At 71.5% G+C, this 26,294-nt stretch carries 24 protein-coding genes; 14 read left to right on the top strand and 10 right to left on the bottom strand.

Annotation, left to right across the window (positions count from 1 at the left end; all coding sequences use genetic code 11):
* Window positions 1-22 precede the first annotated feature (22 nt).
* Window positions 23-880, bottom strand: coding sequence for a type I methionyl aminopeptidase (map, locus tag OG524_RS10425; RefSeq protein WP_405391213.1), 858 nt, complete (start codon window positions 878-880; stop codon window positions 23-25).
* A gap of 59 nt (window positions 881-939) precedes the next feature.
* Between map and OG524_RS10420 the strand changes: the two genes are divergently transcribed.
* The gene (locus OG524_RS10420; protein WP_405391214.1) at window positions 940-1,167 is read left to right on the top strand and encodes a hypothetical protein; all 228 of its coding nucleotides are present in this window, start codon (window positions 940-942) and stop codon (window positions 1,165-1,167) included.
* 181 nt (window positions 1,168-1,348) lie between these two features.
* On the opposite strand, the gene OG524_RS10415 is transcribed toward OG524_RS10420, so the two are convergent.
* Window positions 1,349-1,951, bottom strand: a complete 603-nt coding sequence (locus tag OG524_RS10415) for a hypothetical protein (protein ID WP_405391215.1) — start codon at window positions 1,949-1,951, stop codon at window positions 1,349-1,351.
* 119 nt (window positions 1,952-2,070) lie between these two features.
* On the opposite strand from OG524_RS10415, the gene OG524_RS10410 reads away from it, so the two are divergent.
* From OG524_RS10410 to OG524_RS10400, 3 genes are all read left to right on the top strand, one after another.
* The gene (locus tag OG524_RS10410; protein ID WP_405809942.1) at window positions 2,071-2,409 is read left to right on the top strand and encodes a hypothetical protein; all 339 of its coding nucleotides are present in this window, start codon (window positions 2,071-2,073) and stop codon (window positions 2,407-2,409) included.
* A 10-nt stretch (window positions 2,410-2,419) separates the two neighbouring features.
* The gene (gene npdG, locus OG524_RS10405) at window positions 2,420-3,130 is read left to right on the top strand and encodes an NADPH-dependent F420 reductase (protein WP_405391217.1); all 711 of its coding nucleotides are present in this window, start codon (window positions 2,420-2,422) and stop codon (window positions 3,128-3,130) included.
* Window positions 3,131-3,210: 80 nt separating this feature from the next.
* Window positions 3,211-3,393 carry a hypothetical protein gene (locus OG524_RS10400; protein WP_405391218.1) on the top strand — a complete coding sequence of 61 codons (183 nt, stop codon included), beginning with the start codon at window positions 3,211-3,213 and terminating at the stop codon, window positions 3,391-3,393.
* Between the two features lie 4 nt (window positions 3,394-3,397).
* Here the strand turns inward: OG524_RS10400 and OG524_RS10395 are convergent, their stop codons facing one another.
* Entirely contained in the window at window positions 3,398-4,213 is an 816-nt protein-coding gene (locus tag OG524_RS10395; protein ID WP_405391219.1) for a site-2 protease family protein, read from the bottom strand.
* A gap of 124 nt (window positions 4,214-4,337) precedes the next feature.
* On the opposite strand from OG524_RS10395, the gene OG524_RS10390 reads away from it, so the two are divergent.
* Window positions 4,338-7,676, top strand: coding sequence for a BTAD domain-containing putative transcriptional regulator (locus OG524_RS10390; protein ID WP_405809939.1), 3,339 nt, complete (start codon window positions 4,338-4,340; stop codon window positions 7,674-7,676).
* On the opposite strand, the gene OG524_RS10385 is transcribed toward OG524_RS10390, so the two are convergent.
* The 3 genes from OG524_RS10385 to panB form a co-directional block, all read right to left on the bottom strand.
* Window positions 7,677-8,525 carry an ABC transporter permease gene (locus OG524_RS10385; protein WP_405391221.1) on the bottom strand — a complete coding sequence of 283 codons (849 nt, stop codon included), beginning with the start codon at window positions 8,523-8,525 and terminating at the stop codon, window positions 7,677-7,679. It abuts the gene before it with no gap.
* Window positions 8,522-9,544 carry an ATP-binding cassette domain-containing protein gene (locus OG524_RS10380; protein WP_405391222.1) on the bottom strand — a complete coding sequence of 341 codons (1,023 nt, stop codon included), beginning with the start codon at window positions 9,542-9,544 and terminating at the stop codon, window positions 8,522-8,524. Before OG524_RS10380 ends, OG524_RS10385 begins: the two co-directional genes overlap by 4 nt.
* Before the next feature lie 144 nt (window positions 9,545-9,688).
* Window positions 9,689-10,576: a 3-methyl-2-oxobutanoate hydroxymethyltransferase gene (panB, locus tag OG524_RS10375; protein ID WP_405391223.1), complete on the bottom strand. Its 888-nt coding sequence runs from the start codon at window positions 10,574-10,576 to the stop codon at window positions 9,689-9,691.
* Between the two features lie 161 nt (window positions 10,577-10,737).
* On the opposite strand from panB, the gene OG524_RS10370 reads away from it, so the two are divergent.
* The 6 genes from OG524_RS10370 (at window position 10,738) to OG524_RS10345 (ending at window position 18,951) form a co-directional block, all read left to right on the top strand.
* A complete protein-coding gene (locus tag OG524_RS10370) occupies window positions 10,738-12,369 on the top strand; it encodes an MFS transporter (RefSeq protein WP_405809936.1) in 1,632 nt (543 codons plus the stop codon).
* Window positions 12,370-12,777: 408 nt separating this feature from the next.
* The gene (locus OG524_RS10365; RefSeq protein WP_405391225.1) at window positions 12,778-13,446 is read left to right on the top strand and encodes a TetR/AcrR family transcriptional regulator; all 669 of its coding nucleotides are present in this window, start codon (window positions 12,778-12,780) and stop codon (window positions 13,444-13,446) included.
* A 168-nt stretch (window positions 13,447-13,614) separates the two neighbouring features.
* Window positions 13,615-14,658, top strand: a complete 1,044-nt coding sequence (locus tag OG524_RS10360; protein WP_405809933.1) for an endonuclease/exonuclease/phosphatase family protein — start codon at window positions 13,615-13,617, stop codon at window positions 14,656-14,658.
* Between the two features lie 23 nt (window positions 14,659-14,681).
* The gene (locus OG524_RS10355; protein WP_405809931.1) at window positions 14,682-15,824 is read left to right on the top strand and encodes a Fic family protein; all 1,143 of its coding nucleotides are present in this window, start codon (window positions 14,682-14,684) and stop codon (window positions 15,822-15,824) included.
* Window positions 15,825-16,148: 324 nt separating this feature from the next.
* Window positions 16,149-17,348, top strand: a complete 1,200-nt coding sequence (locus OG524_RS10350; RefSeq protein ID WP_405391228.1) for a Cmx/CmrA family chloramphenicol efflux MFS transporter — start codon at window positions 16,149-16,151, stop codon at window positions 17,346-17,348.
* 382 nt (window positions 17,349-17,730) lie between these two features.
* Complete coding sequence (locus OG524_RS10345) at window positions 17,731-18,951, top strand: MFS transporter (RefSeq protein WP_405809929.1); 1,221 nt, start codon at window positions 17,731-17,733, stop codon at window positions 18,949-18,951.
* Window positions 18,952-19,011: 60 nt separating this feature from the next.
* Here the strand turns inward: OG524_RS10345 and OG524_RS10340 are convergent, their stop codons facing one another.
* From OG524_RS10340 to OG524_RS10325, 4 genes are all read right to left on the bottom strand, one after another.
* Entirely contained in the window at window positions 19,012-20,766 is a 1,755-nt protein-coding gene (locus OG524_RS10340) for an NAD+ synthase (RefSeq protein ID WP_405391230.1), read from the bottom strand.
* Between the two features lie 265 nt (window positions 20,767-21,031).
* Complete coding sequence (locus OG524_RS10335) at window positions 21,032-21,457, bottom strand: CBS domain-containing protein (protein WP_405391231.1); 426 nt, start codon at window positions 21,455-21,457, stop codon at window positions 21,032-21,034.
* 126 nt (window positions 21,458-21,583) lie between these two features.
* Window positions 21,584-22,318: a DUF305 domain-containing protein gene (locus tag OG524_RS10330; RefSeq protein ID WP_405809926.1), complete on the bottom strand. Its 735-nt coding sequence runs from the start codon at window positions 22,316-22,318 to the stop codon at window positions 21,584-21,586.
* On the bottom strand, window positions 22,315-22,998 hold the full coding sequence (locus tag OG524_RS10325; RefSeq protein WP_405391233.1) for a DUF3105 domain-containing protein: 684 nt from the start codon (window positions 22,996-22,998) through the stop codon (window positions 22,315-22,317). Before OG524_RS10325 ends, OG524_RS10330 begins: the two co-directional genes overlap by 4 nt.
* Before the next feature lie 243 nt (window positions 22,999-23,241).
* Here OG524_RS10325 and glnA point away from each other — a divergent pair, with 243 nt between their 5' ends.
* From glnA to OG524_RS10310, 3 genes are all read left to right on the top strand, one after another.
* The gene (gene glnA, locus OG524_RS10320) at window positions 23,242-24,603 is read left to right on the top strand and encodes a type I glutamate--ammonia ligase (protein ID WP_405391234.1); all 1,362 of its coding nucleotides are present in this window, start codon (window positions 23,242-23,244) and stop codon (window positions 24,601-24,603) included.
* 179 nt (window positions 24,604-24,782) lie between these two features.
* Complete coding sequence (locus tag OG524_RS10315; RefSeq protein WP_405391235.1) at window positions 24,783-24,920, top strand: hypothetical protein; 138 nt, start codon at window positions 24,783-24,785, stop codon at window positions 24,918-24,920.
* A gap of 138 nt (window positions 24,921-25,058) precedes the next feature.
* On the top strand, window positions 25,059-26,282 hold the full coding sequence (locus OG524_RS10310; RefSeq protein ID WP_405391236.1) for a hypothetical protein: 1,224 nt from the start codon (window positions 25,059-25,061) through the stop codon (window positions 26,280-26,282).
* Window positions 26,283-26,294: the final 12 nt, after the last annotated feature.

The raw sequence follows: 26,294 nt of genomic DNA, 5'->3' as shown, positions 1-26,294 counted from the left end.
CGTGCCCGGACCGGGGCCGGTGTCAGGGGAGGGTCAGGATGTCCGCCCCGGTCTCGGTGACCACCAGTGTGTGCTCGAACTGGGCGGTCCGCCTGCGGTCCTTCGTCACCACGGTCCAGCCGTCGTCCCACAGGTCGTACTCGTGGGTGCCGAGCGTCAGCATCGGCTCGATGGTGAACGTCATGCCGGGCTGCATCACGGTCGTCGCGTGCGGGCTGTCGTAGTGCGGGACGATGAGACCGGAGTGGAACGAGGAATTGATGCCGTGGCCGGTGAAGTCCCGCACCACGCCGTACCCGAACCGCTTCGCGTAGGACTCGATGACCCGCCCGATCACGTTGATCTGCCGGCCCGGCCGGACGGCCTTGATCGCACGGTTCAGCGACTCCCGGGTGCGCTCCACGAGCAGCCGCGACTCCTCGTCGACGTCGCCGCAGAGGTAGGTGGCGTTGTTGTCCCCGTGCACGCCGTTGATGTACGCGGTGACGTCGAGGTTCACGATGTCGCCGTCCCGCAGCACCGTGGAGTCCGGGATGCCGTGGCAGATGACCTCGTTGAGCGACGAACAGAGCGACTTCGGGAAGCCGCGGTAGCCGAGGGTCGACGGGTAGGCGCCATGGTCGACCATGAAGTCGTGGGCTACCCGGTCGAGTTCGTCGGTGGTGACGCCAGGGGCGATGTGCTTCGCGGCCTCCTCCATCGCCTGCGCGGCGATTCGGCCGGCGATCCGCATGCGCTCCACGGTGTCGGAGTCCTGGATCTCCGGCCCGGTGTACGGCGTGGGGGCGGGCTTGCCCACGTACTCGGGGCGCCGGATGTTTCCCGGAACGGAACGGACGGGAGTGATCTCCCCTGGTACGAGAAGCGACTGGCCAGACATGCCAGCGAGTCTAACCAGCGTGCCTGGGGGCAGCATGGCAGCGAGGAAAGGATCCGACGATGGCCCTGTTCAAGAAGCGCACGGTCGGCAAACCGGGCGAATGGTACTACTGCCTGGAGCACAAGAAGGTCGAGGAAGGTCCCGAGTGCCCGGCGAAGGACCGCTTCGGTCCGTACACCTCCCGCGAGGAGGCGCAGCACGCGATGGACACGGCGCGTGAGCGGAACCTCGAATGGGAGAACGACCCGAAGTGGCACGACCGCACGGACGGGACGCCCCAGGCCTGAGGGCCGGGGCCGCCGCCCGAAAGGGGCTGACACCCGAAGGGCCAGGCGCCTGAAGGGCCAGGCGCCTGAAGGGCCAGGCGCCTGAAGGGCCAGGCGCCTGAAGGGCCAGGCGCCTGAAGGATCCGACACCTTGAAAGGTCCGGCGCCCGGGACGCACGCCTCGCCGCCCGCCCGGGCTCCGTCACCAACGGGCGGGCGGCGGTGCCGTCAGCTGGTCCGCCAGCCGGGACAGCCGGTCCCGGAACGTGCGGCGCCCGCGTGGAGCGGGCGTACCGTTCTCCCCCGCCGCCGCGCTGACCAGGTGCTGCACGGTGTCCAGGTCCACCTCGTCCCCCGCGGCCACCGTCAGTGCCTCATGGGCGAGCCCCCGCACCTCCGCGTCGCCCCCGTCCAGGGTCAGCACCGTCGCGCCCGCCCGGCGCGCGTCGTGCACCCGCTCCAGCAGGCCGCCGTCCGGCCGCTCCGGCGCCACCACAAGCAGCGTCTCGCCCCGCCCGGCCGCCTCGATCCGGCCCAGGCCCACGGCCAGGTGCACGGGATCGGCCGGATCGACCCGGTGGCGTACGAGCGTGGGGCGCAGCTGCGGCAGCCCGGACCAGGTGGACTCGTCCACGAGGTGCGCAGCCATGTGCCACGGCTCGTACACCTCGGTCCCCACCAGGAGCAGTCCGCCACCCTGCGGCACGACCGACGACCGCAGGGTCCGGGCGAACCGGCGGGCCGCCGCGGGCCACTCGGTCCCGGCCAGCACCTCACGCAGCAACGCGACACGCACAGCATCCATGACCCCGCATCATGCCCCCAACTTCCCTTCCGGGACTGCCGGAACGCGGCAGTCCATCCGGACGGGAACTGCCGGGGCCGAGCACTGCCACTCCCTGCCGGAACTGTCACGATGACGCCATGACCTCCGCAGACACCTTCGCCTGGGCCTGGATGACCGGCTGGACCCTGCTCGTCCTGCCGCTGTCCTGCGCGTTCCTGCGCGGCTGGGCCCCCGCATGGCTGCGCCGCCGTGCCACACCGCGCATGATCAGGGCACGCGGTGCCGGCGGCCTGATCCTCTGGGCGAGCGCAGTGACGTCAGCCGCCTTCCTGCTGACCGGGGTCTTCGCCGACGACGGGTTGCGGCTGAGGATCCTGGCGGGCCCCGTGGCGGTGCTCGCCGGGATCGCCCTCGTCGCCGTGACGGATGTCGCAGAGCGGCGCAGGGGCAGGGTGCCCCTCCCTACCTCGCAGTAGGGTCGGCGCCATGACTACGAATGACAGCGGCAACGCGGCCAAGCCCCCCGCCCGGGACCCCTGGGACCTCCCCGACGTGTCCGGGCTGACCATCGGCGTACTCGGCGGCACCGGCCCCCAGGGCCGCGGTCTCGCCTACCGCTTCGCCCGCGCCGGGCAGAAGGTCGTCATCGGCTCCCGCGCCGCCGACCGGGCCGAGGCCGCCGCCGCCGAGCTGGGCCTCGGCGTCGAGGGCGCGGACAACGCGGAGTGCGCGCGCCGCAGCGACGTCGTGATCGTCGCGGTGCCGTGGGACGGACACGCCAAGACGCTGGAGTCCCTGCGCGAGGAACTCGCCGGGAAGCTCGTCGTCGACTGCGTCAACCCGCTCGGCTTCGACAAGAAGGGCGCCTACGCGCTGAAGCCCGAGGAGGGCAGCGCCGCGGAGCAGGCCGCCGCACTGCTCCCGGACTCCCGGGTCACGGCCGCCTTCCACCACCTCTCGGCGGTGCTGCTCCAGGACGGGACGATCGACGAGATCGACACCGACGTCATGGTGCTGGGCGAGGCACGCGCCGACACCGACATCGTGCAGGCACTCGCGGGCCGTGTCCCCGGGATGCGGGGCGTCTTCGCGGGCCGGCTGCGCAACGCCCACCAGGTCGAGTCGCTCGTCGCCAACCTGATCTCGGTCAACCGCCGCTACAAGGCACACGCGGGGCTGCGCACCACCGACGTGTGAGCCCGTGCCCGGAGCCGAATCGGGCATGAGGGACACTGGAGGGGACCGCGCACCATCCCCGGACAGGAGCACCAGCCCTCATGCCCCGCCTCGCTCTCTACGCCCTCGCCGTCTGCGTCCTCGCCGTCGCCGCCGCCGTGGTCTCCTTCGTCCAGGGCAGCATCGTCCTCGGGATCGTCTGGGTGCTGATCGTCGGTCTCTCCTCGAACATGACGTGGTTCTACTTCCGCAAGCACAAGGCGCAAGCGGCAGCCGCGAGCTGACCGCTCACGCCCCCCGCGGCACCGCGCAGCCCGGGTCCTGGTCGCCGAACCACTCCTGCCAGAAGCGGTACGTGTCGAGCCCGCAGTACGTCTCGATCTCACTGACGCCCAGCCCCCGCAGCAGCGCGTCGACCGCGTCGAAGAAGACCCCGTTCACCTCCGGGATCCACAGCAGGCCGAAGACCGCGATCAGCCCGAACGGCGCGAACGGCTCCACCTGGCGCCGGACCCTGTACGACAGCCAGGGCTCGATCACCCCGTAGCCGTCGAGCCCCGGGACCGGCAGGAAGTTCAGGATCGCGGCCGTCACCTGGAGCAGCGCGAGGAAGGCCAGCGCCAGGCGGAAGGAGAGCGGGACTCCGTCCAGCGCGTCCAGCCAGAACGGCGCCGTGCACACGACCGCGAACAGGACGTTCGTCAGGGGGCCGGCCGCCGAGATCAGGCTGTGCTTCCAGCGGCCGGTGATCCGGCCCCGCTCGATGTAGACCGCACCGCCCGGCAGGCCGATGCCGCCCATGATCACGAACAGCACGGGCAGCACGATGCTCAGCAGCGCGTGCGTGTACTTCAGGGGGTTCAGGGTGAGATAGCCCTTCGCCCCGATCGAGATGTCCCCGCTGTGCAGCGCCGTGCGCGCGTGCGCGTACTCGTGGAGGCAGAGCGAGACGATCCAGGCCGCCGTGACGAACAGGAAGACCGCGAAGCCGGTCTGCTCCGCGAAGTCCGTCCACACCGCCCAGCCGGAGACGGCCATGACGGCGACGATCCCGAGGAAGATCGGACTGACCCGCCGGTCGCCCCTGCGGATTGCGGTGGTCATCGGCGGAACTCCTGGTGGCTGGACGACGGACGGCGAGCCCGAACACTACGGGTGACACGGCGAGAACGTCTCGTGGCCGGGTGGTAGTTCCACGAACCGCGCGGCCGTCACGGACAATGGGCGCGTGCACTACGGCATCCTCGGTACCACCCGCGCACTCCGCGACGACGGCACGGCCGCAGCCCTCGGCGGGGCGCGGCTGCGCGCCCTGCTCACCGTGCTCGCCCTGCGCCCCGGGCGTACCGTCCCCGCCGGGGTGCTCGTGGACGAGGTCTGGGACGGTGATCCGCCCGCCGACGCGTCCGGCGCGCTGCAGGCACTCGTGGGCCGGCTCCGGCGGGCGCTCGGCCGGGACGCCGTCGACTCCGTGGAGAACGGTTACCGGCTCGCCGTCGGCCCGGACGCCGTGGACCTGCACCGTTTCGAGCGGCTCGCGGGGGAGGGGGCACAGGCCCTGGAGGACGGCGACGCCGCGCGGGCGCTGACCGTTCTCGACGAGGCACTCGCCCTGTGGCGCGGGCCCGCCCTCGTCGATCTGCCCGACCGCGCGGTGGCCGCGGCCCGCTGGGAGGCCCGGCGCCTGGACGCACGCCGCACCCGGATCACCGCCGCCCTGGCCCTGGGCCGCGCCGACGACGCCCTGCCCGAACTCACCGCGCTCTGCGCCGACCACCCGATCGACGAACCCCTGCAGGCCCTCCGGATCAGGGCGCTGCAGGCCGCCGGGCGCCCCGCGCAGGCCCTTGCGGCGTACGAGGACGCGCGGACGGTACTCGCCGACCGCCTCGGTACCGCACCCGGGCCCGAGCTGCGCAGGCTCTACGAGGAACTGCTGCACCAGGACCCGCCCCGCCCGGACCCGGCACCCGACCGCGTCCGGCAGGGCAACCTGCGGGCCAGGCTCACCAGCTTCGTCGGGCGGGAGACGGACATCGCCGGACTGCGCGAGGACCTGACCCGGGCCCGGCTGGTCACCCTGCTCGGCCCCGGCGGCGCCGGAAAGACCAGGCTGTCCCAGGAGGCCGCCGAGACGGTCGCCGCCTCCTGGCCCGACGGGGTCTGGTTCGTGGAACTCGCCCCCGTCGACGACCCGGGCGCCGTCGCCGAAGCCGTACTGAGCGCGATCGGTGCCCGGGAGACCGTGCTGCGGGGTGCGGGCGCCGAGGAGATCCGCGCCGTCGAACGCGCGGCGGAGCGGGGCTCCGACCGCGCCCGGAGCGCCGTCGTCCAGCTCACCGAACACTGCTCCGGGCGCCGCATGCTCCTGCTGCTCGACAACTGCGAGCACGTGATCGAGGCGGCGGCGGAACTCTCCGACCACCTCCTCGCCCACTGCCCCGGTCTCTCCGTCCTCGCGACGAGCCGTGAACCCCTCGGTGTCCCGGGCGAGTTGCTGCACCCCGTGGACCCGTTGCCCGACCCCATGGCCCTGCGCCTGCTCGCCGACCGCGGCGCCGCAGCCAGGCCCGGGTTCCGGGTCGACGCCGACAAGGAGACCGCGGCGGCCTGCGCGGAGATCTGCCGCCGCCTGGACGGTCTGCCGCTCGCCATCGAACTGGCGGCGGCCCGGCTGCGGATGCTCGGTCCACGCCAGATCGCCGACCGCCTCGACGACCGTTTCCGCCTGCTCACCAGCGGGAGCCGTACGGTGCTGCCGCGCCAGCAGACCCTGCGGGCCGTCGTCGACTGGTCCTGGGACCTCCTCGACACGGCCGAACGCGCGGTGCTCCGGCGGCTGTCGGTGTTCGCCGGCGGGTGTGCGCTGACCGCGGCCGAGGAGGTCTGCTCCGTCGGGGGCGTCGACGCCCGCGACATCGCGGGGCTCCTCGGCTCCCTGGTCGACAAGTCCCTCGTCGTCGCGGCCCCGGACAGCGACGACGGCATGCGGTACCGGCTCCTGGAGACCGTCGCCGAATACGCCTCGGACCGGCTCGACGAGGCCGGCGAGCGGGCCGCCGTCGAGCGGCGCCACCTCGTCCACCACCGGGAGCTCGCCCGCCTCACCGACCCACTGCTCCGCGGCGCGGGCCAGCAGGACGCCCTCGCCCTGTTCCAGCGCGAGTACGAGAACCTGCGCACCGCCCTGCGCCGGGCCGAGGCCGCCCGGGACGAGCACGAGCTCCTCTGCCTCGTCCTCTCCCTCGGCTGGTACTGGCAGATGCGCGATCTGCGGTCCGACGCCAGGTACTGGGCCGACGCGGCGGCGGAGCTCAGCCCCGACCCGTTCGCCGAGCCCGTCGAACCGGCCCCCTCCCTGCTGGAACGGTGCACCGACAGGCCGCCGCCGATGGAGCCCGAGCAGCTCCAGGAGGCCCGGCGCGGTGTGCGGCTGATCCAGCTGGCCAACATGGACCACTCGACCGACGAGTGGACCACCGAGGAGGGTGTGGTGCGGCTGAAGGCGATCGCCCGCACCTACCGGGCCGGCCAGCCGCAGACCTGCCGGATGCCGGGATCGCTCTGGCTGTTCGCCGTCCTGTTCACCGGGGATCCCGACCGACTGCGCGAACTGGTCGACGAGACGGTCCGCACCTGCCGGGAACTCGGCTACGAGTGGGAGCTCGCCGCCGCCCTGCAGATGCGGGCCAACGTCCTGGCCAACCGCCCCGACTGGGCGGGCGGGGCACGACAGGACGCGGACGAGAGCCTGGACATCTTCGTACGCGTCGGCGACGTCTGGGGCGCAGCCGAGGCGCTCTCCTCCCGGGGCGAGGCCAACGAGCGCACCGGTCGGAGCGCGGCGGCGGCCGAGGACTTCCGTACCGCGGTCACCTATGCCGAGCAGCTCGGCGCCCAGTCCCAGGTCGCGCTGCTGCGCGCCAGATACGCCTCCGCCCTCTGCGAGACGGGCCGGGGCGAGGAGGGGGAGCCCATCCTGCGCGAGGTGCTGGCCGCGGGCCGGCAGGCCGGGCACGAGGCAAGGCCCGCCGCCCGGCTCTACCTCGCCATGTATCTGGGCCGGACAGGCCGTACGGCCGAGGCGCGTGAGCAGCTCGAATTCCTGCGCGAGGAGTTCGGATCGGAGACCGTGGCGATATTCGAGGGGTTCGTGCTGGGTCTGCAGGCCTGGCTGGACAACATCGACGGGCAGTACGCAAAGAGCCTGGACCGGGCCTTCCGCGCGCTGGAGCGGTCCCAGGGACCGATGTCGCAGCTTGTGGCGCCCCACATGCCCTCTCTGCACCTCGTCGTCGTCGCCTGGTCGCTGGGCGGGCTCGGCGGCGAGCGGCGGAGCAGGGACGCCGCGCGGCTGCTCGGTCTGCACGAGGCACTGCTCCCGGACGGTCACGTACCCACGGTGACGGAGCGGCAGAACCGGGCCCGCGCGGAGGAGATCGCCCGCGCGGGCCTGCCGGACGACGCCGCCTTCGACGCCGCGTACGCCGAGGGCGGCGGCCTCACACTCGACGAGGCCACCGCCCTGACGGACGCGTACGCGCGGGAGGTGGACACCGCCCCGTGATCAGGTCCGCCTGCGGAACCTGCTGACCGCGAGCGGGCCCGCCAGCACGGTGATGCCCACGGCCCAGGCGAGGGTCACCCACACCGAGTGGGCGACCGGTCCGCCCATCATCAGGCCGCGCACCGCGTCAGCCAGGTTGGACAGCGGGTTGACGTCGGTGAACGTCTGGAGCCAGCCCGGCATCGTCTGGGTCGGCGCGAAGATGGACGAACCGAACTGCAGCGGCATCAGCACCAGGAACCCCACTCCCTGAACCGCCTGGGCCGTCTTCATGGCGAGCCCGAGCAGGATGAAGATCCACATGATCGCGGCGGCGAACACCGCCGTGAGCGCGACGGCCGCGAGCAGTCCGGTCACCGAGGTGCCCAGCTCCATACCGAGCGCGAAACCCATGCCGAGCAGGATGAGGGTGGCGATCATCATCCGGCCGAGCTCGACCACGATCTTCGCGACGAGGACGGAGGAGCGGGCGATCGGCATCGTACGGAACCGGTCCATGACGCCCTTGCGGAAGTCGTCGTTGACACCGGTGCCGACCGCCGACGCGATGTTCATCCCCATCATCGCCATCAGGCCGGGGACCAGGTAGTCGAGGTACTCCTGCCGGCCGCCGCCCATGCTCCCGCCGACGGACCCGCCGAAGACGTACACGAAGAGCAGGGTGAAGACGATCGGCATCAGGAGGACGTCGAACATCGACTCCGGATCCTTCTTGATCTGGAGCAGATTGCGCCGCGCCAGCGCGCCGATGTGCCGCAGATTGGCGCGCAGCCCGATCCGGCCCTCGTCGGAGAGCGTCTTCACCGGTGCGGGGCCGGTGGGCGTGGGCGTCAGTGTCGCCGTGCTCATGCCGCGACCTCCTGGGGAATCGTGTCGGTCGGGTGGGTGGACTTCTCGCCCGTGACGGCGAGGAACACCTCGTCCAGGCTGGGCAGGGCGGTGGCGACATGGGCGAGGGAGAAGCCCCGGGTGCCGAGGAGCCCGATGACGGCGGTCAGCTGCTCGTCGCTGAGGATCGGCACATACAGCAGCCCCTCGTCCGGGACGGCCTGCGCACCGGCGATCCCGTCGAGCCCGGCCTCCCTGAGCGCCTGTGCCATGGCGGCCAGCTGCGCCGGGTCCGAGGGCCGGATCTGCAGGGTGCGGCCGCCGACCTTCGCCTTGAGCTCGTCGACCCCGCCGCTGGCGATGATCCTGCCCTTGTCGATGACGGTGAGCTCGTTGGCGAGCTGCTCGGCCTCTTCCATGTACTGGGTGGTGAGCAGCACGGTCGCCCCCTCCGCGACCATGCGCTGCACCTCGTCCCAGACCTCGTTGCGGGTACGGGGGTCGAGTCCGGTCGTCGGCTCGTCCAGATAGAGGACCGACGGGCTGCCGATCATCGAGGCGGCCAGGTCGAGCCGGCGCCGCATACCGCCGGAGTAGTCCATCGCGGGCCGCTTGGCCGCCTCGGTGAGCGAGAACCGCTCCAGCAGCTCGTCGGCGCGGGCCCGCGCGGTCTTCCGCGGCAGATCGAGCAGCCGCCCGATCATGTAGAGGTTCTCCCAGCCGGACAGCTTCTCGTCGACCGAGGCGTACTGCCCGGTCAGCCCGATGGTGCGGCGCAGCTGCCGGGGCTGCTTCACCACGTCGAAGCCGGCGACGACGGCGTGGCCGGCGTCCGGGACGACCAGGGTGGAAAGGCAGCGTACGAGTGTGGTCTTGCCGGCGCCGTTGGGCCCGAGCACACCGAGAACGGTGCCTTCGCGCACATCGAGGTCCACGCCGTCCAGCGCCTTGGTCGAGCCGTAGTGCTTGACCAGCCCCCGTACCTCGACGGCGTTCTTGCCGCTCCTGGGGTTCTTGTCGTTTCGCGTCATGTCCACCATGACACCAGCGCCCACCGACAAGTCACCGACAAGTCACCGACAAGTCACCGACATGTCGCTGACAGTCGCCCGGCCGAAGGGCGACAGCCCGCCGATGGGGGAAGTCGGCGGGCTGTCGGTGGTGCGGCAGTGGTCAGTGGGGCGTCAGTGGAAGGTGTGCTCCGCCTGCGGGAACGATCCGCCGACGACCTCGTCGGCGAACTCCTTCGCGGCGTCCCCGAGCACCTGGCGCAGGTTCGCGTACTGCTTGGTGAAGCGGGGCACCTTGCCGCCGGTCAGTCCGGCCATGTCCGTCCAGACCAGGACCTGGGCGTCCGTGTCAGGACCGGCGCCGATCCCGATGGTCGGGATGTGCAGGGTGCGGGTCACCTCGGCGGCCAGCTCGGCCGGCACCAGCTCCAGGACGACGGCGAACGCACCCGCGTCCTGCACCGCCTTCGCGTCGCGCAGCAGCTGCTGCGCCGCCTCCTCGCCGCGGCCCTGCACCCGGTAGCCCATGGTGTTGACGGACTGCGGGGTCAGGCCGATGTGTCCCATGACCGGGATGCCGGCCTCGACCAGCAGCCGGATCTGCTCGTGGGACCGCTCGCCGCCCTCCAGCTTGACCGCGCCGACACCGGAGTCCTTGATCAGCCGGGTGGCGTTGCGCAGGGCCTGGACCGGGCTCTCCTGGTACGCGCCGAACGGCAGGTCGGCGACGATGAGGGCGCGCGTGGTGCCCCGCACGACGGCGGCGGAGAGCATGGCCATCTCGTCCATCGTGACGGGCACGGTGGTCTCGTAGCCGAGGTGACAGTTGCCCATCGAGTCACCGACGAGCATGACCGGGATGCCGGCCTCGTCGAACACGGACGCGGTCATCGCGTCGTAGGCGGTGAGCATGGGCCACTTCTCCCCGCGCTCGGTGGCGGCGGCGATGTCGTTGACCGTGATGCGACGGGTGCTCTTTCCCCCGTACAACGCCTTGCCGGCGGCGGGGGAGGGACCTGCGGAGGGCGTGGCGGCCTGATTCTGCGCAGCCTGAACAGACATGGCGTACTGCTCCTTCGTCATCTCGAGGCGCCCTGACGGCGTCCCCGGATCCCTTCCATGGTGGCATCCCGGAACCGTTCCCGGGAAGTGGGCCCCACCGGCGGGTAAAGACTTTCCAATACGAGACGGTCTCGTATCGAAATCAGGTTAGGGTCGTCCCCATGTCCATACCGTCCGGCGCCCCTGCCGCCGAGTCCCGTGTCCCGGAAGCGGTCCACCGCCGCCGCTGGGTCATCCTCACCGTCCTCATGTTCAGCCTGCTCATCGTCGTGCTGGACAACTCCATCCTGAACGTCGCGGTCAAGACGATCGCCGGCCCCGCGCCGACCGGCATCGGCGCCACCCAGAGCGAGCTCGAGTGGGCGATCAACTCCTACACGCTCGTCTTCGCCGGACTGCTCTTCACTGCCGGTCTGCTCGGCGACCGCATCGGCCGCAAGAAGGTCCTCCTGGCCGGGATCCTGGTCTTCGGCATCGGCTCCGGCCTCGCCGCGCTCTCCACCACGCCCGGCGAACTCATCACCTGGCGCGCCCTGATGGGCTTCGGCGCGGCGTTCGTGATGCCGGCCACGCTCGCGGTCCTGATGAACGTCTTCGAACGTGACGAGCAGCCCAAGGCCATCGGCATCTGGGCCGGCAGTGTCGGTCTCGGCATCGCCATCGGCCCGATCACGGGCGGCCTGCTCCTGGAGCACTTCTGGTGGGGCTCGATCTTCCTCGTCAACGTCCCCGTGGTGATCGTCGCGCTGATCGCCATGGCCGTCCTCGTACCAGACTCCCGGGACCCGAACCCCGGCCGGATCGACCCGCCGGGCGTCGTGCTGTCCATCGTCGGCCTGGTCCTGCTGGTGTACGGCATCATCCGCGGCGGCGAACTCGCCGACTTCACCGACCTCACCGTGCTCGCGCCGCTGCTCGGCGGGCTGCTCGTGCTGACGGTCTTCGTGCTGCACCAGAAGCGCAGCAGCCACCCTTCGATCGACATCTCGTACTTCCGGAAGCCGGCCTTCTCCGCCGCGGTCGCCGCCATCGCGCTGGTCTTCTTCGCGCTGATGGGCGTCACCTTCTTCTCCGCCTTCTACCTCCAGAGCGTGCGCGGCTACAGCGCCCTGCAGTCCGGGCTGCTCATCCTGCCGCTCGCCGCCGCGCAGATGATCTTCGCGCCGCGCGCCCGGCTGGTCGTCGACCGGTTCGGCGCGCGTGCGGTCTGCACCGTCGGCATGCTGCTGGTCGCGGGCGGCCTGGCGGCCTTCGCGCTCTTCGGCACGGACACGCCCGTCTGGGTGATGTGCGTGGTCTTCTTCGTCCAGGGCACCGGTATGGCGCACATCATGCCGCCGGTCACCGTCGCCGTGATGCAGGCACTGCCCCGCGAACGGGCGGGCTCGGGTTCGGCCATCAACAACACGTTCCGCCAGGTCGGCGGGGCGCTCGGCATCGCCGTGCTCGGCTCGGTGCTGTCCACGGTCTACCGGGGTGACATCGAGGGCCACCTCGCCGGCGTCCCGGCCGCGGCGCGGGACGTCGCGGGCGAGTCGATCGAGGCGACCCTCGGTGTCGCGGCCGGAATGGGCCCGGCGGGCCGGCCACTGATCGCCGCGGCGAACGACGCGTTCATCTCGGCGATGCACGTCACGGCCCTGGGCTCTGCGGCGGTCGCCCTGATCGGCGCCCTGGTGGTCGGCCTGTTCCTCCCGGGCAGGTCCACCCACCTGCCCGCCGAGGAACCCCCGCCCACCACCCCGGCACCGGCTCCCGGCAAGACCCTGACCGGAGGCACCGGACACCCGTAGCCGGCCGAACCCTGCCGGACGAGCCCAGGTGACCTGTGTCAGGGCAGGCCCACCCGAACCCGTCCGGCGCTCGGGGACAGGCAATGCAGGCCCGCCCGGCGTTCGAGGACGGGTGGGCCCGCGCCGGGGCAGGCAAACCAGGCCCGTCCGGCGTTCGGGGACGAGGCGTCACGCCGGACGGGCCCGGCGGGTCTGTGTCAGGGCAGGACGGGTGGGCCCGCGCCGGGGCAGGCAAACCGAGCCCGTCCGGCGTTCGGGGACGAGGCGTCACGCCGGACTGACCCGGCCCCACCCCCGCCCCGCCCGGCGGTCGCCCCGCCCCCGCAGGTCGGCGAGAATCGGAACGGACGGCGAACGGTGAACCGCAAGCGCCCTGCAACTCGCAACCCGCACAGCGAAAGGACCCACGTGCAGGCGGCACAGGACCAGCCCCAGGACCAGGCCGAGAGCGATCACGAGCCCCGCCGCGGCCGCCCCCGCAGCGCCGCCGCCGAGCGGGCGATCCTTGACGCCGTCGTGGAACTGCTGGAGTCCGGGGAACCCCTGGCCGGCCTGTCCATCGAGCGCATCGCCCGCACCGCGGGCGTCGGCAAGGCCACCATCTACCGCCGCTGGAGCGGTAAGGAGGAGCTCTTCGTCGACGTCCTGCGCGACATCGAGCCCGGCGACCCCACCGTCTCCGGCACCGCCGGCCTCGCCGACCTGCGCCTCCTGCTGGAGTCCATGCGGACCCGCGGCCTCGCCCAGCGTTCCTCCGTCCTCCTGCACAACGTGTTCGCGCAGATGAAGAGCCACCCCAAGCTGTGGGCCGAATACCAGGGCACCGTCATCGCACCGCGCCGCGTGGCGATGCTGGCCGCCGTCCGACGCGCGGTGGACGCGGGCGAGCTCCGTGACGACCTGGACGTGGAGCTGATGGACGACATGTTCATCGGCCCGATGCTCGTACGTACCGTCCACCGCCCCGAGTCCGCCCTGCCCGACGACCTCGTGGACCGTGTCATCAGGGTCCTGCTCCAGGGCCTCGCACCGAAACCGCAGGTCACCGCGGAGACCCCGACGTCCGCCCGCGCATGAGAGTTCCGTAACAAGCGCCCACAACCGTCCCGCCGACCGGAACCCGTGACACCACTTCCGTCGTCCTGATGCCAGTACGGCCGTCGCCGACGGCAGGAATACCGCCGTTCATCGCCTAGGGTCGTGGGGCGCGGCGATGTGTACGGCAAGGCAGTGAGGACAAGCGCGATGGTGCAGGCGTACAGGGCGGACACGGAGAACGCCGACCGAGGCCCGCTCGGACGCGGATCCCGCCTCCAGGCCCTGCGGCACAGACTGACCACGGACCGGGGCATCTGGCGGCGCGGCATCCTCCTCGCGATCTGCTCGGTCCTGCTCACCCTGGTGATGGTCTTCCACGCGGAGATCCCCAACGCCATCGGCAACACCGGCAGCCTCATCGAGACCTTCCTGCCCTGGTTCGGCCTGCTCGTGGCGCCGCTGCTGATCCTCGGCCTCGTCCGGCGTTCGGCGACCGCGCTGATCGCCCTGCTCCTGCCGGTCATCGTCTGGCTGAACGTCTTCGGCGGCCTGCTGTTCGCCGACAAGTCGGACACCGGCGGCAACCTCACCGTCGCCACGCACAACGTCAACGCGGGCAACCCCGACCCCACGGGCACCGCCCAGCAGGTCGCGGGCTCCGGCGCGGACGTGGTGGCCCTCCAGGAACTGCCCGACGGTCAGGTGGCCACGTACGAGAAGGCCCTCGCCGCCCGCTACCCGCACCACTCGGTGCAGGGCACCGTCGGCCTGTGGAGCAAGTACCCGCTGACCGGCTCCCGCCCCGTCGACATCAAGCTGGGCTGGACCCGTGCGATGCGCGCCACGGTCACCACACCGGACGGCTCGATCGCGGTGTACGTCGCCCACCTCCCCTCCGTACGGGTCAAGCTCCACGCGGGCTTCACCGCCAACCAGCGGGACAAGAGCGCCGACGCCCTGGGCGAGGCGATCGCCGACGAGCGGCTCGACCGGGTGGCGCTGCTCGGCGACCTGAACGGCACGATGAACGACCGGTCCCTGAAGGCGGTCACGGCCCAGATGCGGTCCACCCAGGGCGCGGCGGGCGACGGCTTCGGCTTCAGCTGGCCGGCGTCGTTCCCGATGGCGCGGATCGACCAGATCATGGTCCGGGGCGTCGAACCCCTCTCCTCCTGGACCCTCCCGGCGACGGACAGCGACCACCTCCCGATCGCGGCCCGCATCCAACTCCGAACGACCGGGGCGCAATGATAGGTAGTGGGTATCATTGAGTCATGCCGCTCTACCAGGTGCCCGTACTCCCGTCCGTCGACCAGCGCGTCCTGGACCAGGTGGACGCCATGCACGAGAAGCTTCGCCACGCGGTGCAGCAAGTGCCCCTGAAGTGGCAGCTGGACCTTCGTAAGGCGCTGACCGCCGGGGCCATCGCCGCCTCGAACACCATCGAGGGCTATCAGGTCGATGCCAAGGACGTCGCCGACCTGATGGACGGTGAGCGGGAGGTCGACGCGGACGAGGCGGACAAGGCTGAGACGCTCGCGTACCAGCAGGCGATGACGTACATCCAGTCCCTGTACGACGTTGCCGACTTCCGGTACAGCAAGGAACTCCTCAACGCCCTCCACTGGATGCTGCAGGGCCACCACCACCCGCAGAGAACGGCGGGACAGTGGCGCAGGACGGCCATTCGCATCACGGCTCCGGGTGACGAGCTGGCCACGGACTACGAGGGACCCGATCGGGAGCTTCTCCCCGGTCTCACGGGTGAACTGGTCGACTGGCTCAACGCGGGCGACCTCGACAGCCATTTCCTCGTCCGGGCGGCGATGGCCCATCTGAACCTGGTGAAGATCCACCCCTGGTCGGACGGGAACGGCCGGATGTCCCGTTCGCTGCAGACACTCCTGCTCGCCCGTGGTGGGGTGCTGGCGCCCGAGTTCTCGTCGATCGAGGAATGGCTGGGGATGCCTGGCAACACCTGGGAGTACTACAAGGTGCTCCGGGAGGTGGGCGGTCCCGTCTGGTCGCCGCAGCGCGACACGCAACCCTGGATCGCCTTCAACCTGCTCGCCCATCATCAGCAGGCCCAGCGTGTTCAGCACCGCGTCGACCGGTCCAACAACTGCTGGATCCAGCTTCTGGAAGCAGCCGACAGCCAGGGTGTGACGGAACGGCAGGTGACCGCACTGCACGAGGTCGCGATGGTGGGGCGTGTCCGGCGAACCCGTTACGAGAAGGCGGAGGCCCTCAACACCCAGCAGGCGACGCGGGATCTGCAGTTCCTCACCAGGAGTGGACTGCTGACCGCCGTGGGCCAGACCCGGGGCCGTCACTACGTGGCAGGTCCCCGCTTCCCGCAGGACGTGCTGGCGACCGCACGACGTCCCCACTCCCTCGTCAACCCGTACGCCGGGTAACAGACCTGCGGCCCGCTCCCGCGCGGTACGCTCTCCTCCATGTCCAGCCCCGAGTCCGACAGACTTCGGCCACCGGTCCGCCGGTGGCCGACCCGCAGCGCCGAAGGCCTCTGACCCCGGCGGTCACCGAGCCCTCCCCTGTCGTGTCGTCGACCACCGCCGGATCACGCGGCGGTGTGGGCCGATCGTCAAGTCCGTGAGCACACCGGGCATTCCTCCGTGTCGCCGTCCCCGCGCTTCCGCGCGCACGGACGGGCGCGGCCCGCATACCCCCGCGCACACCGCTCGTTCCTCCGACGGTTCCGTACAAGGGGTCTCCTTCCCATGCCATTCGCTGTCTACGTGCTCGGGCTGGCCGTCTTCGCCCAGGGCACATCGGAGTTCATGCTGTCCGGCCTGCTCTCGGGCATCGCCGCCGACCTCGATGTCTCACTGGCCGCGGCCGGCCTGCTGACCTCGGCCTTCGCCGTCGGGATGGTGATCGGCGCGCCGCTCACCGCCCTCGCGGGCCGCACCTGGCCCCGGCGCCGGGCGCTGCTGTTCTTCCTCGGTGTCTTCGTCGCCGCCCATGTGGTGGGTGCGCTGACCCCCGGCTACGGGGTGCTGCTCGCGACCCGGGTGGCGGGGGCGCTGGCCAACGCCGGTTTCTGGGCGGTGGCACTGGTCACCGCGATGGCCATGGCCGAACCGCACCTGCGGGCGCGGGCCACCGCCGTGGTCGTCGGCGGGGTGACCGTCGCCTGCGTGGTCGGGGTGCCGGCCGGGGCGGCGCTCGGCGAACTGTGGGGCTGGCGCGCGGCGTTCTGGGCCGTGGCCCTCGTCTCCGCACCGGCGGTCCTCGCACTCCTGCGGACGATTCCGGGCGGGCGCCCCGACGGCGTGCGGCGGGTGAGCGCCCGCGGCGAACTGCGCGCCCTGGCCCGCCCCCGGCCGCTGCTGACGCTGCTGGTGATGGCCCTCGTGCAGGGGGCGACCTTCTGCACGTTCTCCTACCTCGAACCGCTCGTCACCCGGGTCACCGGTTTCGGCGCCGGCTGGGTGCCCGCCGTCCTCGCGCTCTTCGGCCTGGGGTCGTTCGCGGGCGTCACCCTGGCCGGCCGGATCGCCGACTCCAGGCCCGGAGCCGTCGTGGCGGTCGGCATGACCGGGCTGGCCGTCGGCTGGGCGGCCCTCGCGCTGACCGCCGGGAACCCGGTGGCCGCGCTCGTCCTGGTCCTGGTCCAGGGCGCGCTCGCCTTCGGCACGGGGACGGTCCTGATCACCCGGGTCTTCCACCTGGCGCCCGACGCGCCGACCCTGGCCGGCTCCTTCGCCACGGCCGCCTTCAACGTGGGCGCCGCGCTGGGCCCTTGGCTCGGCGGCCTGGTCCTCGGCACAGGCCTCGGCTTCCGCGCCCCGGTCTGGACGAGCGCCCTGCTGATGTGCCTGGCCCTCGCCGGGACTTGGGTGCTGTCGGTGCGAGAGCTCCGGTCCGGCCGTACGCGGCGGCGTACGGGGGTTGAGGCGGCGGGTACGGAGGCGTGACCGGTGGCCGGGTGGGTCGCGGGCCCTCGCCGACCACGGCCACCCTGCCCCGCCCCGGCCTTCCGGGCCCTCCTCGCCGCCCTGCGCGTCGCGGCCACCCGTGATCTTCGCCACCGGGCAGACCGGGTGACCGCCTTCCTGCCCGGCTCCGGCGTACCACCGAATCCGTTCTGACCAGCGATCCCGGCATCCTCGCGCCGCCGGAGCAGGTGCGGGCCACATCTGGGCGCAACGGAGTGTTCACCTCCGGGCATAAATCGTCTGCGACACTTTGTTCCGGACGAATACATAGTCCGGACCGGCAACGAAGCCGACGCTCCCCCCACCTCCCGCCACCCGGCTCCACAGGCCGGGCCGCGCGCCTGCCCGAAAGGTCACCTCCATGCCCCTGGCCCTGCTCGCCCTCGCTGTGAGCGCCTTCGGCATCGGCACCACCGAGTTCGTGATGATGGGCCTGCTGCCCAACGTCGCGGACGACCTGGGAACGTCCGTGCCGACCGCCGGCTACCTCGTCTCCGCCTACGCGATCGGCGTCGTCCTCGGCGCCCCGCTGCTCACCGCCCTCGGCTCACGGGTGCCGCGCAAGCGGATGCTCCTCCTGCTGATGGCACTCTTCACCGTCGGCAACCTCGCCTCGGCGTTCGCCCCCGACTTCGGCTGGCTGCTCGCGGGCCGCTTCCTGGCCGGGCTGCCGCACGGGGCGTTCTTCGGGGTCGGCGCGGTCGTCGCCGCCCGGCTGGTCCCGGACGGTCGGCAGGCCCGCGCCGTCGCGACCATGTTCCTCGGACTGACCGTCGCCAACATCGTCGGCGTACCCGCGGCCACCCTGCTCGGCCAGCACCTCGGCTGGCGCGCCACGTTCGTCGTCGTCTCGGTGATCGGGGTCGCCGCCATGGCCGCGCTCGCCCGGCTCGTACCGCAGATGCCGACCGAGGCGCACCAGAACGTACGACGTGAGATGCGGGCGCTCGGCAACCGGCAGGTGCTGCTCGGGCTGCTCACCGCGGTGCTCGGCTTCGCGGGTGTCTTCGCCGTCTACTCGTACCTTTCCGCCATGACGACCGAGGCCATGGGCTTCGGTGAGTCCTCGGTGACACTCGTCCTGGCACTGTTCGGCATCGGGATGACCCTGGGCGCCCTGGCGGCCGGACCGCTGACGGACCGCGCGCTGCGCCCCACGCTCTACGGGTCGCTGGCCGCGCTGGCCGTCGTCCTCGTGGTCTTCCCGTTCACCGTGCACGTGCAGTGGGCGGCACTCGTGATGGTGGTCCTGCTCGGCGGGATCGGATTCATGACCACCACGCCCCTGCAGATGCTCGTGATGAACAAGGCCAAGGACGCCCCCACCCTCGCCTCGGCCTCCAACCACTCCGCTTTCAACCTGGCCAACGCCGGCGGCGCCTGGCTCGGTGGCGTGGCCATCGCGGCGGGCTGGGGCTGGACGTCACCGGCCCTGGTCGGCGCGGTCCTGGCGGTCGCCGGCCTCGCGGTGGCGGTCACGGCCGGCTTCCTCGACCGGACCCCGGGAACCTCACGGGTGGTGGCGGGGGCGGGTGCGACCGCGGCTGAGGTGCACGGCAAGCAGGAGGCCGGGGTGCACTGACCGCGCACCCCGGCCCGAGAAGGCGTACGCCGGACGGTCCCGGCGTACGCCTTCCGCGCGTCAGCTCGACTCGCGCCACCGGTTCGTGATCGGCAGGCGGCGGTCCTTGCCGAAGCCCTTCGGTGAGATCTTCGTGCCCGGCGGGTACTGCCGGCGCTTGTACTCCGCCGTGTCCACCATCCGCAGCGTCCTCGCCACCAGCTCCGCGTCGAAGCCTGCCGCGACGATCGCGTCGAGCCCCTGGTCCCGGTCGACGTACATCTCCAGGATCCGGTCCAGCACGTCGTAGTCCGGCAGCGAGTCCGTGTCCACCTGGTCCGGGCGCAGTTCGGCGCTCGGCGGCTTGGTGATGGAGGCCTCCGGGATCGGCGGGGTCTGCCCCCGCTCCTCGGCGGCACGGTTGCGCCACTTCGCGAGGCGGAACACCGACGTCTTGTACACGTCCTTGATCGGCCCGTACGCGCCGACGGAGTCCCCGTACAGAGTGGAGTAACCGACCGCAAGCTCCGACTTGTTGCCCGGCGCGAGGACGATCTGGCCCTCCTGGTTGGAGACGGCCATCAGCATCGTGCCGCGCAGCCGCGACTGGAGGTTCTCCTCGGCGAGACCCGTGAGCCCCAGCGACCCCATGTACGCGTCGAACATCGGCTCGATCGGTACGGTGCGGAAGTTCAGCCCGGTACGCCGGGCCAGCTCGGCCGCGTCACCCTTGGAGTGGTCCGAGGAGTACTTCGACGGCATCGAGATGCCGTACACGTTCGCGGCCCCCAGGGCGTCGCAGGCGATGGCCGCGACCAGTGCCGAGTCGATGCCGCCCGAGAGCCCGATCAGTACACCGCTGAAACCGTTCTTCGCGGCGTACGCGCGCAGGCCCACGACCAGCGCCGAGTACAGCTCCTCGTCGTCGTCGAGCCGCTCCGCGTAGCCGCCGGCCAGCTCCGGCTCGTACGCCGGGAGGGGCTCCTCGGAGATCACCACGTGGTCGATGCGCAGCCCGTCGTTCACGACGCCGGACGGGGCCTCGGACGCGGCGGCCGGCAGATCCAGGTCCAGGATCACGCTGCCCTCGGCGAACTGCGGGGCACGGGCGATCACCTCGCCGTCCTTGTCGACGACGATCGAGTCACCGTCGAAGACCAGCTCGTCCTGGCCGCCGATCATCGCCAGGTAGGCGATCGTGCAACCGGCCTCCTGCGCGCGCTTGCGGACCAGTTCGAGCCGGCTGTCGTCCTTGTCGCGCTCGTAGGGCGACGCGTTGATCGACAGCAGCAGCCCGGCCCCGGCGGCACGGGCGGCCGGGACACGGCCGCCGTCCTGCCAGAGGTCCTCACAGATCGCGAGCGCCACATCGATGCCGTGCACCCGCACGACGGGCATCGAGTCGCCCGGCACGAAGTACCGGAACTCGTCGAACACGCCGTAGTTGGGCAGGTGGTGCTTGGCGAAGTTCAGCGCGACCTGCCCGCGGTGCAGGACCGCCGCGGCGTTGCGCGGGGAACCGGCGGGCTGCCCGTAGCGCGCCGCCGCGTGCTCGGAGCGGTCGAGGTAGCCGACGACGACCGGCAGCTCGCCGAAGCCCTCGTCGACGAGGCGGACGGCGAGCGCGCGCAGCGCCGCCCGGGAGGCCTCGACGAAGGACGACCGCAGGGCCAGGTCCTCGACGGGGTATCCGGTCAGCACCATCTCGGGGAACGCCACCAGATGGGCGCCCTGCTCGGCGGCGTGCCGGGTCCAGTGGACGACGGACTCGGAGTTGGCGGCGATGTCACCGACGGTCGAGTCGATCTGATTCAGTGCGAGACGTAGTTGAGGCACGCGGCCAGTGTAATCGTCTTTCTGACGCGATGTCCTGGCGGGCCTGCGGAATTCCGGTCGGGGGCGGGGCGGGGCAGGTCCGGGGCCGCTGTGTGCGGGGCCGGACGGGCCGTCGCGACGGCGGGGGAGGGGCGGCTGCGCCGGGGAGACCGTGGCGGTGGCCCGTCGGCGCGGACGCCCGGAGGTCGCGGTGCGGGCTCCGGCGATCCGGGTCCCCGCAGCCCGGCACCCCGCACACGCGGCGGCACCGGGCCGGGAGGCGTTGTCAGGAGCGGGCGTAGACCTTTTCCGCCCACCCCGCGACCTGCTCGTCCGAGAGGTGGAGCGCCAGATCGGCCTCGCTGATCATGCCGATGAGCTTCTTGTTCTCGACCACGGGCAGCCGGCGGATCCGGTGGCTCTGCATCTCCTCCAGCACCGCTTCGACATCGGCGGTCGACTCGATCCAGCGCGGCGTTCCGTCACAGAGCTCGCCCGCCGTGGCCGTCGACGGATCGTGCCCCGACGCCACACACTTGATCACGATGTCGCGGTCGGTGATGATGCCGACCATTCTGTCCTGCCCGCCGTTGGCGGAGACGGGCAGCGCGCCCACCTTGTGGTCCCGCATCATCTGCGCGGCACGGTCCAGCGTTTCGTGGGCCGGGATCCAGTGGGCCCCGGTGTGCATGATGTCCTTGGCGGTGGTCATGGGGGATTCCTCCTGCGTGCTGGTGGGCACTGCCGTACGGCCCCGAGCGCAACCCATGGTCCTCGGGACCGTACGGAGCGGCGACCGCTATCACCCATTCGGGTGTACGAGACCCGGGCCGGCCCCTCAGGGGCGGGGTTTCGCACCCCTTGCCGCGAGCATGTCCGCCATCAGGTCCAGCTCGGACCGCTGCCCCTCGACCATGCCCTGGGCGAGCCGTTTCTCCACCCCCACCGTGCACCGCTCGGCGCAGCCGCGCGCCATCTCGACGCCGCCCTCGTGATGGTCGGTCATCAGCTGCAGGAAGAGGATCTCGGCCCGCTTCCCCTCGGCCTCGCCGAGACGTGCGAGCTCCGTCCTGGTGGCCATGCCCGGCATGAGGGCCCCGTCGTGGGCCTCGAATCCGGCCCCGCCGTGCTCCGTACCCCCGTCCGCTGCCCCGGCCGTTTCCCGCATGCCCCCCATGTCGCGCGAGCCGTGCCCGTCATGGCCGCCGGACATCCACGCCATCGGCTCCTGACCGTCGGGCGCCGTCTTCGGCAGCTCCCACAGGTCCAGCCAGCCGAGCAGCATGCCCCGCTGGTTGGCCTGCGTGTTGGCGATGTCGTACGCCAGCCGCCGTACGTCCTCGTCCCGCGTGTGGTCCCGCACCAGGAAGGACATCTCCACGGCCTGCTGATGGTGGACGGCCATGTCCCGGGCGAATCCCGCGTCCGCGGACTTTGTCGAGGGCGTACGGGGCGCGGGGGCCGCCCCGTCACCCCGCGCGGAGGCGATCGTCGCCGCCCCCGCGAACAGCAGGGCGAGCGCCACCGCGGAGCCCGCCACCCACCGTGTACGCCGGGTGCGTGACGTGCTCACCCGTCGATCCCGCCCGTGCAGGGCGCACCCGGCTCGGGTGTCTGCGCGCCCTGGACGTACTTCGCGAAGAACTGGGCCACCCGCCGGTCGTCGGCACTGTCCACCGTGACCTGCTTGCCCCAGGCGGTCAGCATGATCGCCCCGTCCTGGCCCGGGTACGGGCTCATCAGGGTGTACGGGGTGGTCCCGACCCGCGACGCGAGCTTGCGCACCTCCGCGTCGGCCGCCCGGTCGTTGTACGTGACCCACACCGCGCCGTGCTCCAGGGCGTGCACGGCGTTGACGTCACGGACGGCCTTTTCGTATACGACGCCGTCGCAGTTCAGCCATGCCTGCGCGTGGTCCCCGCCGACCGGCGGCTCCATGGGGTACGTCACGTCGGTCGCGACGTGGTTGCGGGTCAGCTTCTTCGCGTCCCACGTCTTCTCGCCCTCGACGGGCCCGGCGGCCAACTCCTGCTTCTCCTGCTCGGTCGGCTCGCCCTGCTTGGCGTCCTGCGTCCCGGAGGCCGCACCCGAATCCTTCGACGCGGTCCTCTCCAGCAGCGTGTACGTGCCGAAACCGAGCAGTCCGGCGACCACGACGGCACCCAGGCCTATGGCGACGACGGTGTTGCGGCGGGTGCGCGCACCGTCGGCGCCGTGCGTCTGGTCCACGCGGGTCCTGCTGTCGAAGCTCATGTCGTCGGGTCCTTCTGCCAAGGAGTAGGGAGGGACGGAACGGGCCGGAAAGCGGGTGCGCGCGGGGCCTCGGGACTGCCCTCGCACCCCTTGCACGCCATGGGCGCCGATCGTAGTGGGTGGCCGCGTGCTCTCTCTCACACCGAGTGCGTAATCTGGGTGAAATCCCGGGTCGTGATACTGAGGTGTCTCCCCTACCCCGGGCGGTGGTGCACGGACCGTCTGAACTGCAAGGATGTGGCTATGGACAAGCAGCAGGAATTCGTCCTCAGGACGCTTGAGGAGCGCGACATCCGCTTCGTACGGCTGTGGTTCACCGATGTTCTCGGTTACCTCAAGTCCGTCGCCGTGGCCCCGGCTGAACTCGAACAGGCCTTCGATGAGGGCATCGGCTTCGACGGCTCGGCCATCGAGGGCTTCGCCCGCGTATACGAATCAGACATGATCGCCAAGCCGGACCCGGCCACGTTCCAGATCCTGCCGTGGCGTGCGGAGGCCCCGGGGACCGCCCGGATGTTCTGCGACATCCTCATGCCGGACGGCTCGCCGTCCTTCGCCGACCCGCGCTACGTGCTGAAGCGCATTCTCGCCAAGACCTCGGACCTGGGCTTCACCTTCTACACCCACCCGGAGATCGAGTTCTTCCTGCTGAAGAACAAGCCGGTCGACGGCACCCGCCCCACCCCGGCGGACAGCTCCGGCTACTTCGACCACACGCCGCAGAACGTCGGCATGGACTTCCGCCGCCAGGCGATCACCATGCTCGAATCGATGGGCATCTCGGTCGAGTTCAGCCACCACGAGGGTGCGCCCGGCCAGCAGGAGATCGACCTGCGGTACGCGGACGCGCTCTCCACCGCCGACAACATCATGACGTTCCGACTGGTCATGAAGCAGGTCGCGCTGGAGCAGGGCGTCCAGGCGACCTTCATGCCCAAGCCGTTCTCGGAGTACCCGGGCTCGGGCATGCACACCCACCTCTCCCTCTTCGAGGGCGACCGCAACGCGTTCTACGAGTCCGGCGCCGAGTACCAGCTCTCCAAGGTCGGCCGCTCGTTCATCGCGGGCCTCCTGAAGCACGCGGCGGAGATCTCCGCCGTGACCAACCAGTGGGTCAACTCCTACAAGCGCATCTGGGGCGGCTCCTCCCGCTCCGCCGGTGCCGGTGGCGAGGCCCCCTCGTACATCTGCTGGGGCCACAACAACCGCTCCGCGCTGATCCGCGTCCCGATGTACAAGCCGGGCAAGACCGGCTCGGCCCGTGTCGAAGTCCGCTCCATCGACTCCGGCGCCAACCCCTACCTGACGTACGCGGTGCTGCTCGCCGCGGGCCTCAAGGGCATCGAGGAGGGCTACGAACTCCCGGCCGGCGCGGACGACGACGTCTGGGCGCTCTCCGACGCGGAGCGCCGCGCGATGGGCATCGAGCCGCTGCCGCAGAACCTCGGCGAGGCGATCGCGCTGATGGAGAAGAGCGAGCTGGTGGCGGAGACGCTGGGCGAGCACGTCTTCGACTTCTTCCTGCGCAACAAGAAGCGGGAGTGGGAGGAGTACCGCAGCGAGGTCACCGCCTTCGAGCTGAAGGCACTCCTGCCGGTGCTGTAGGCGCAGGCTCCCGTACACGCACGCGGCTTCGGGCCGACGGTCACGTGCCGTCGGCCCGAAGCCGTTTCGCCGGGTGGGCCGGTGAGGGGCCGGGTTCAGGGTTCCGGCAACGAGGGGTGGGCCAAGGGTGCGTGTGTGCTCCGTGGACCTCTGGAGGCCCGCCGCCGCACAATGCGTCGGTGACCACCGACGAGACCGATGTGACCCGCCCGGGAGACCGCGTGGCGAAGACCGTCGGCGCCCTGCTCGGCTGCGGGTTCCTGCCGGCGGGTGTGTTCCTGCTGCCGACCCCCACGGCCGGAGGTCGCGCGCGGTGATCCCGGCAGGCCTGTGCCGGTCGGCCCGACGCCTCCGCAGGACACGTACGGGCGCGCTGCGTTCCGCGCCTCACAGGTGGGACCGTTCCGTTACCCGGGGGAGGGCAACCGGGCGGGCGGTTTCGCGGTCGTACCGACGTGATCAGAAGCCATGTCCTCCCGCTGGGCGCCGTCGCCGCCTCGGCCGTCCTGCTGCTGACCGGCTGTGCCGGCGGCACCGACGACGAGCCCGCCCACCCGGTCTTCGGCGTGCCGGTCGAGCAGCAGCCCCGTCAGGCACTGCTGGCGACGCAGGCCGCGCGCACCGCGACCTTCAGCCAGACCCTGACCTTCACCTCGCCGTCCGGCGACACGGTGCAGAAGACCGCGGGGCGGATCGACTTCCCGGGCGGACGGGCCGCCGGAACGATCGACTGGGCACCGGCCGACGACCTGCCGGACGAGGCCAAGGACGCGCTGCTGGGCGTTCGCCTGGGGGCGGGCCGTGCCCCCGCGCGCACCCGGGTCGCGGTCGAACCGGACACCGTCCGGCTGCGGGCGGGCGGGGCAGGCTACTGGCTGCGTTACGAAGGGTCCTCCGACGCGTTCGGCACCGGCGCCGCGGTCGACTCGCTGCGGGGAGCCGAGTCCGCGTTCGGCGGGACACTCCTGGAGATCCTGAGCGGGGCCACGAAGGTGAAGCAGTCGCCGGCCGCGAAGGTGAAGGAGTCGCCGGCCGCGAAGGGCGGGCGCACCTACCTGGGGAAGCTCACCGCGTTCAACGCGCTGCGGCTGTTCCCCAAGGACCTGGCCGCCGAACTCACCGCGGACATCGACCCGAACGGTACGGCGACGCCCGTGTCGCTCAGCATGTCCACGGACGCCGAAGGGCGAGTCACCCGGGCGGAGGCCGACTTCTCGGGCCTGCTCGACAGGAAGGACAGCGCCCTGGACGAGGTGACCGGGCTGCGCGCCGTCCTGAAGGTGAGCGGTTTCGGGAAGTCCGCGCCGGTCATGCCCGCGGCGTCGGAACGCACGCTCGACGCGGAGGAGTCCGTCACCGCGGTCGGTGAGGTGAAGCAGGGCGGATGCGCCGACCTCACCACGGGCACCCGCACCCTCGACATGGTGGTGTCCGTCCCCTGCGCGCAGCCCCACGAGGCCCGCGTGTACGCCCACGCACGGTTCGACGCCGCGTACCCGGGGAACAGGGCCGCGAAGCGGATGGCCGGTGAGGCCTGCCGGGACGCGTTCGGATCGGCGCCCGCCGCCTGGACCCGGGAGGGCGTCGAGAAGGACCACTTCTGGTACACCTGGCCCGGCGAGGCCCGGTGGGGCGTCGGTGCCGATCCGGTGGTCACCTGCTACGTCGAGACACGCTGACGGGCCGCCGCC

Origin of the sequence: Streptomyces sp. NBC_01520 (assembly GCF_045040375.1) — a bacterium.
In the GTDB taxonomy this organism is placed as follows: Bacteria; Actinomycetota; Actinomycetes; order Streptomycetales; family Streptomycetaceae; genus Streptomyces.
The sequence above is the reverse complement of the archived record's forward strand: the minus strand, read 5'-3'. Positions and strand labels throughout refer to the sequence as shown.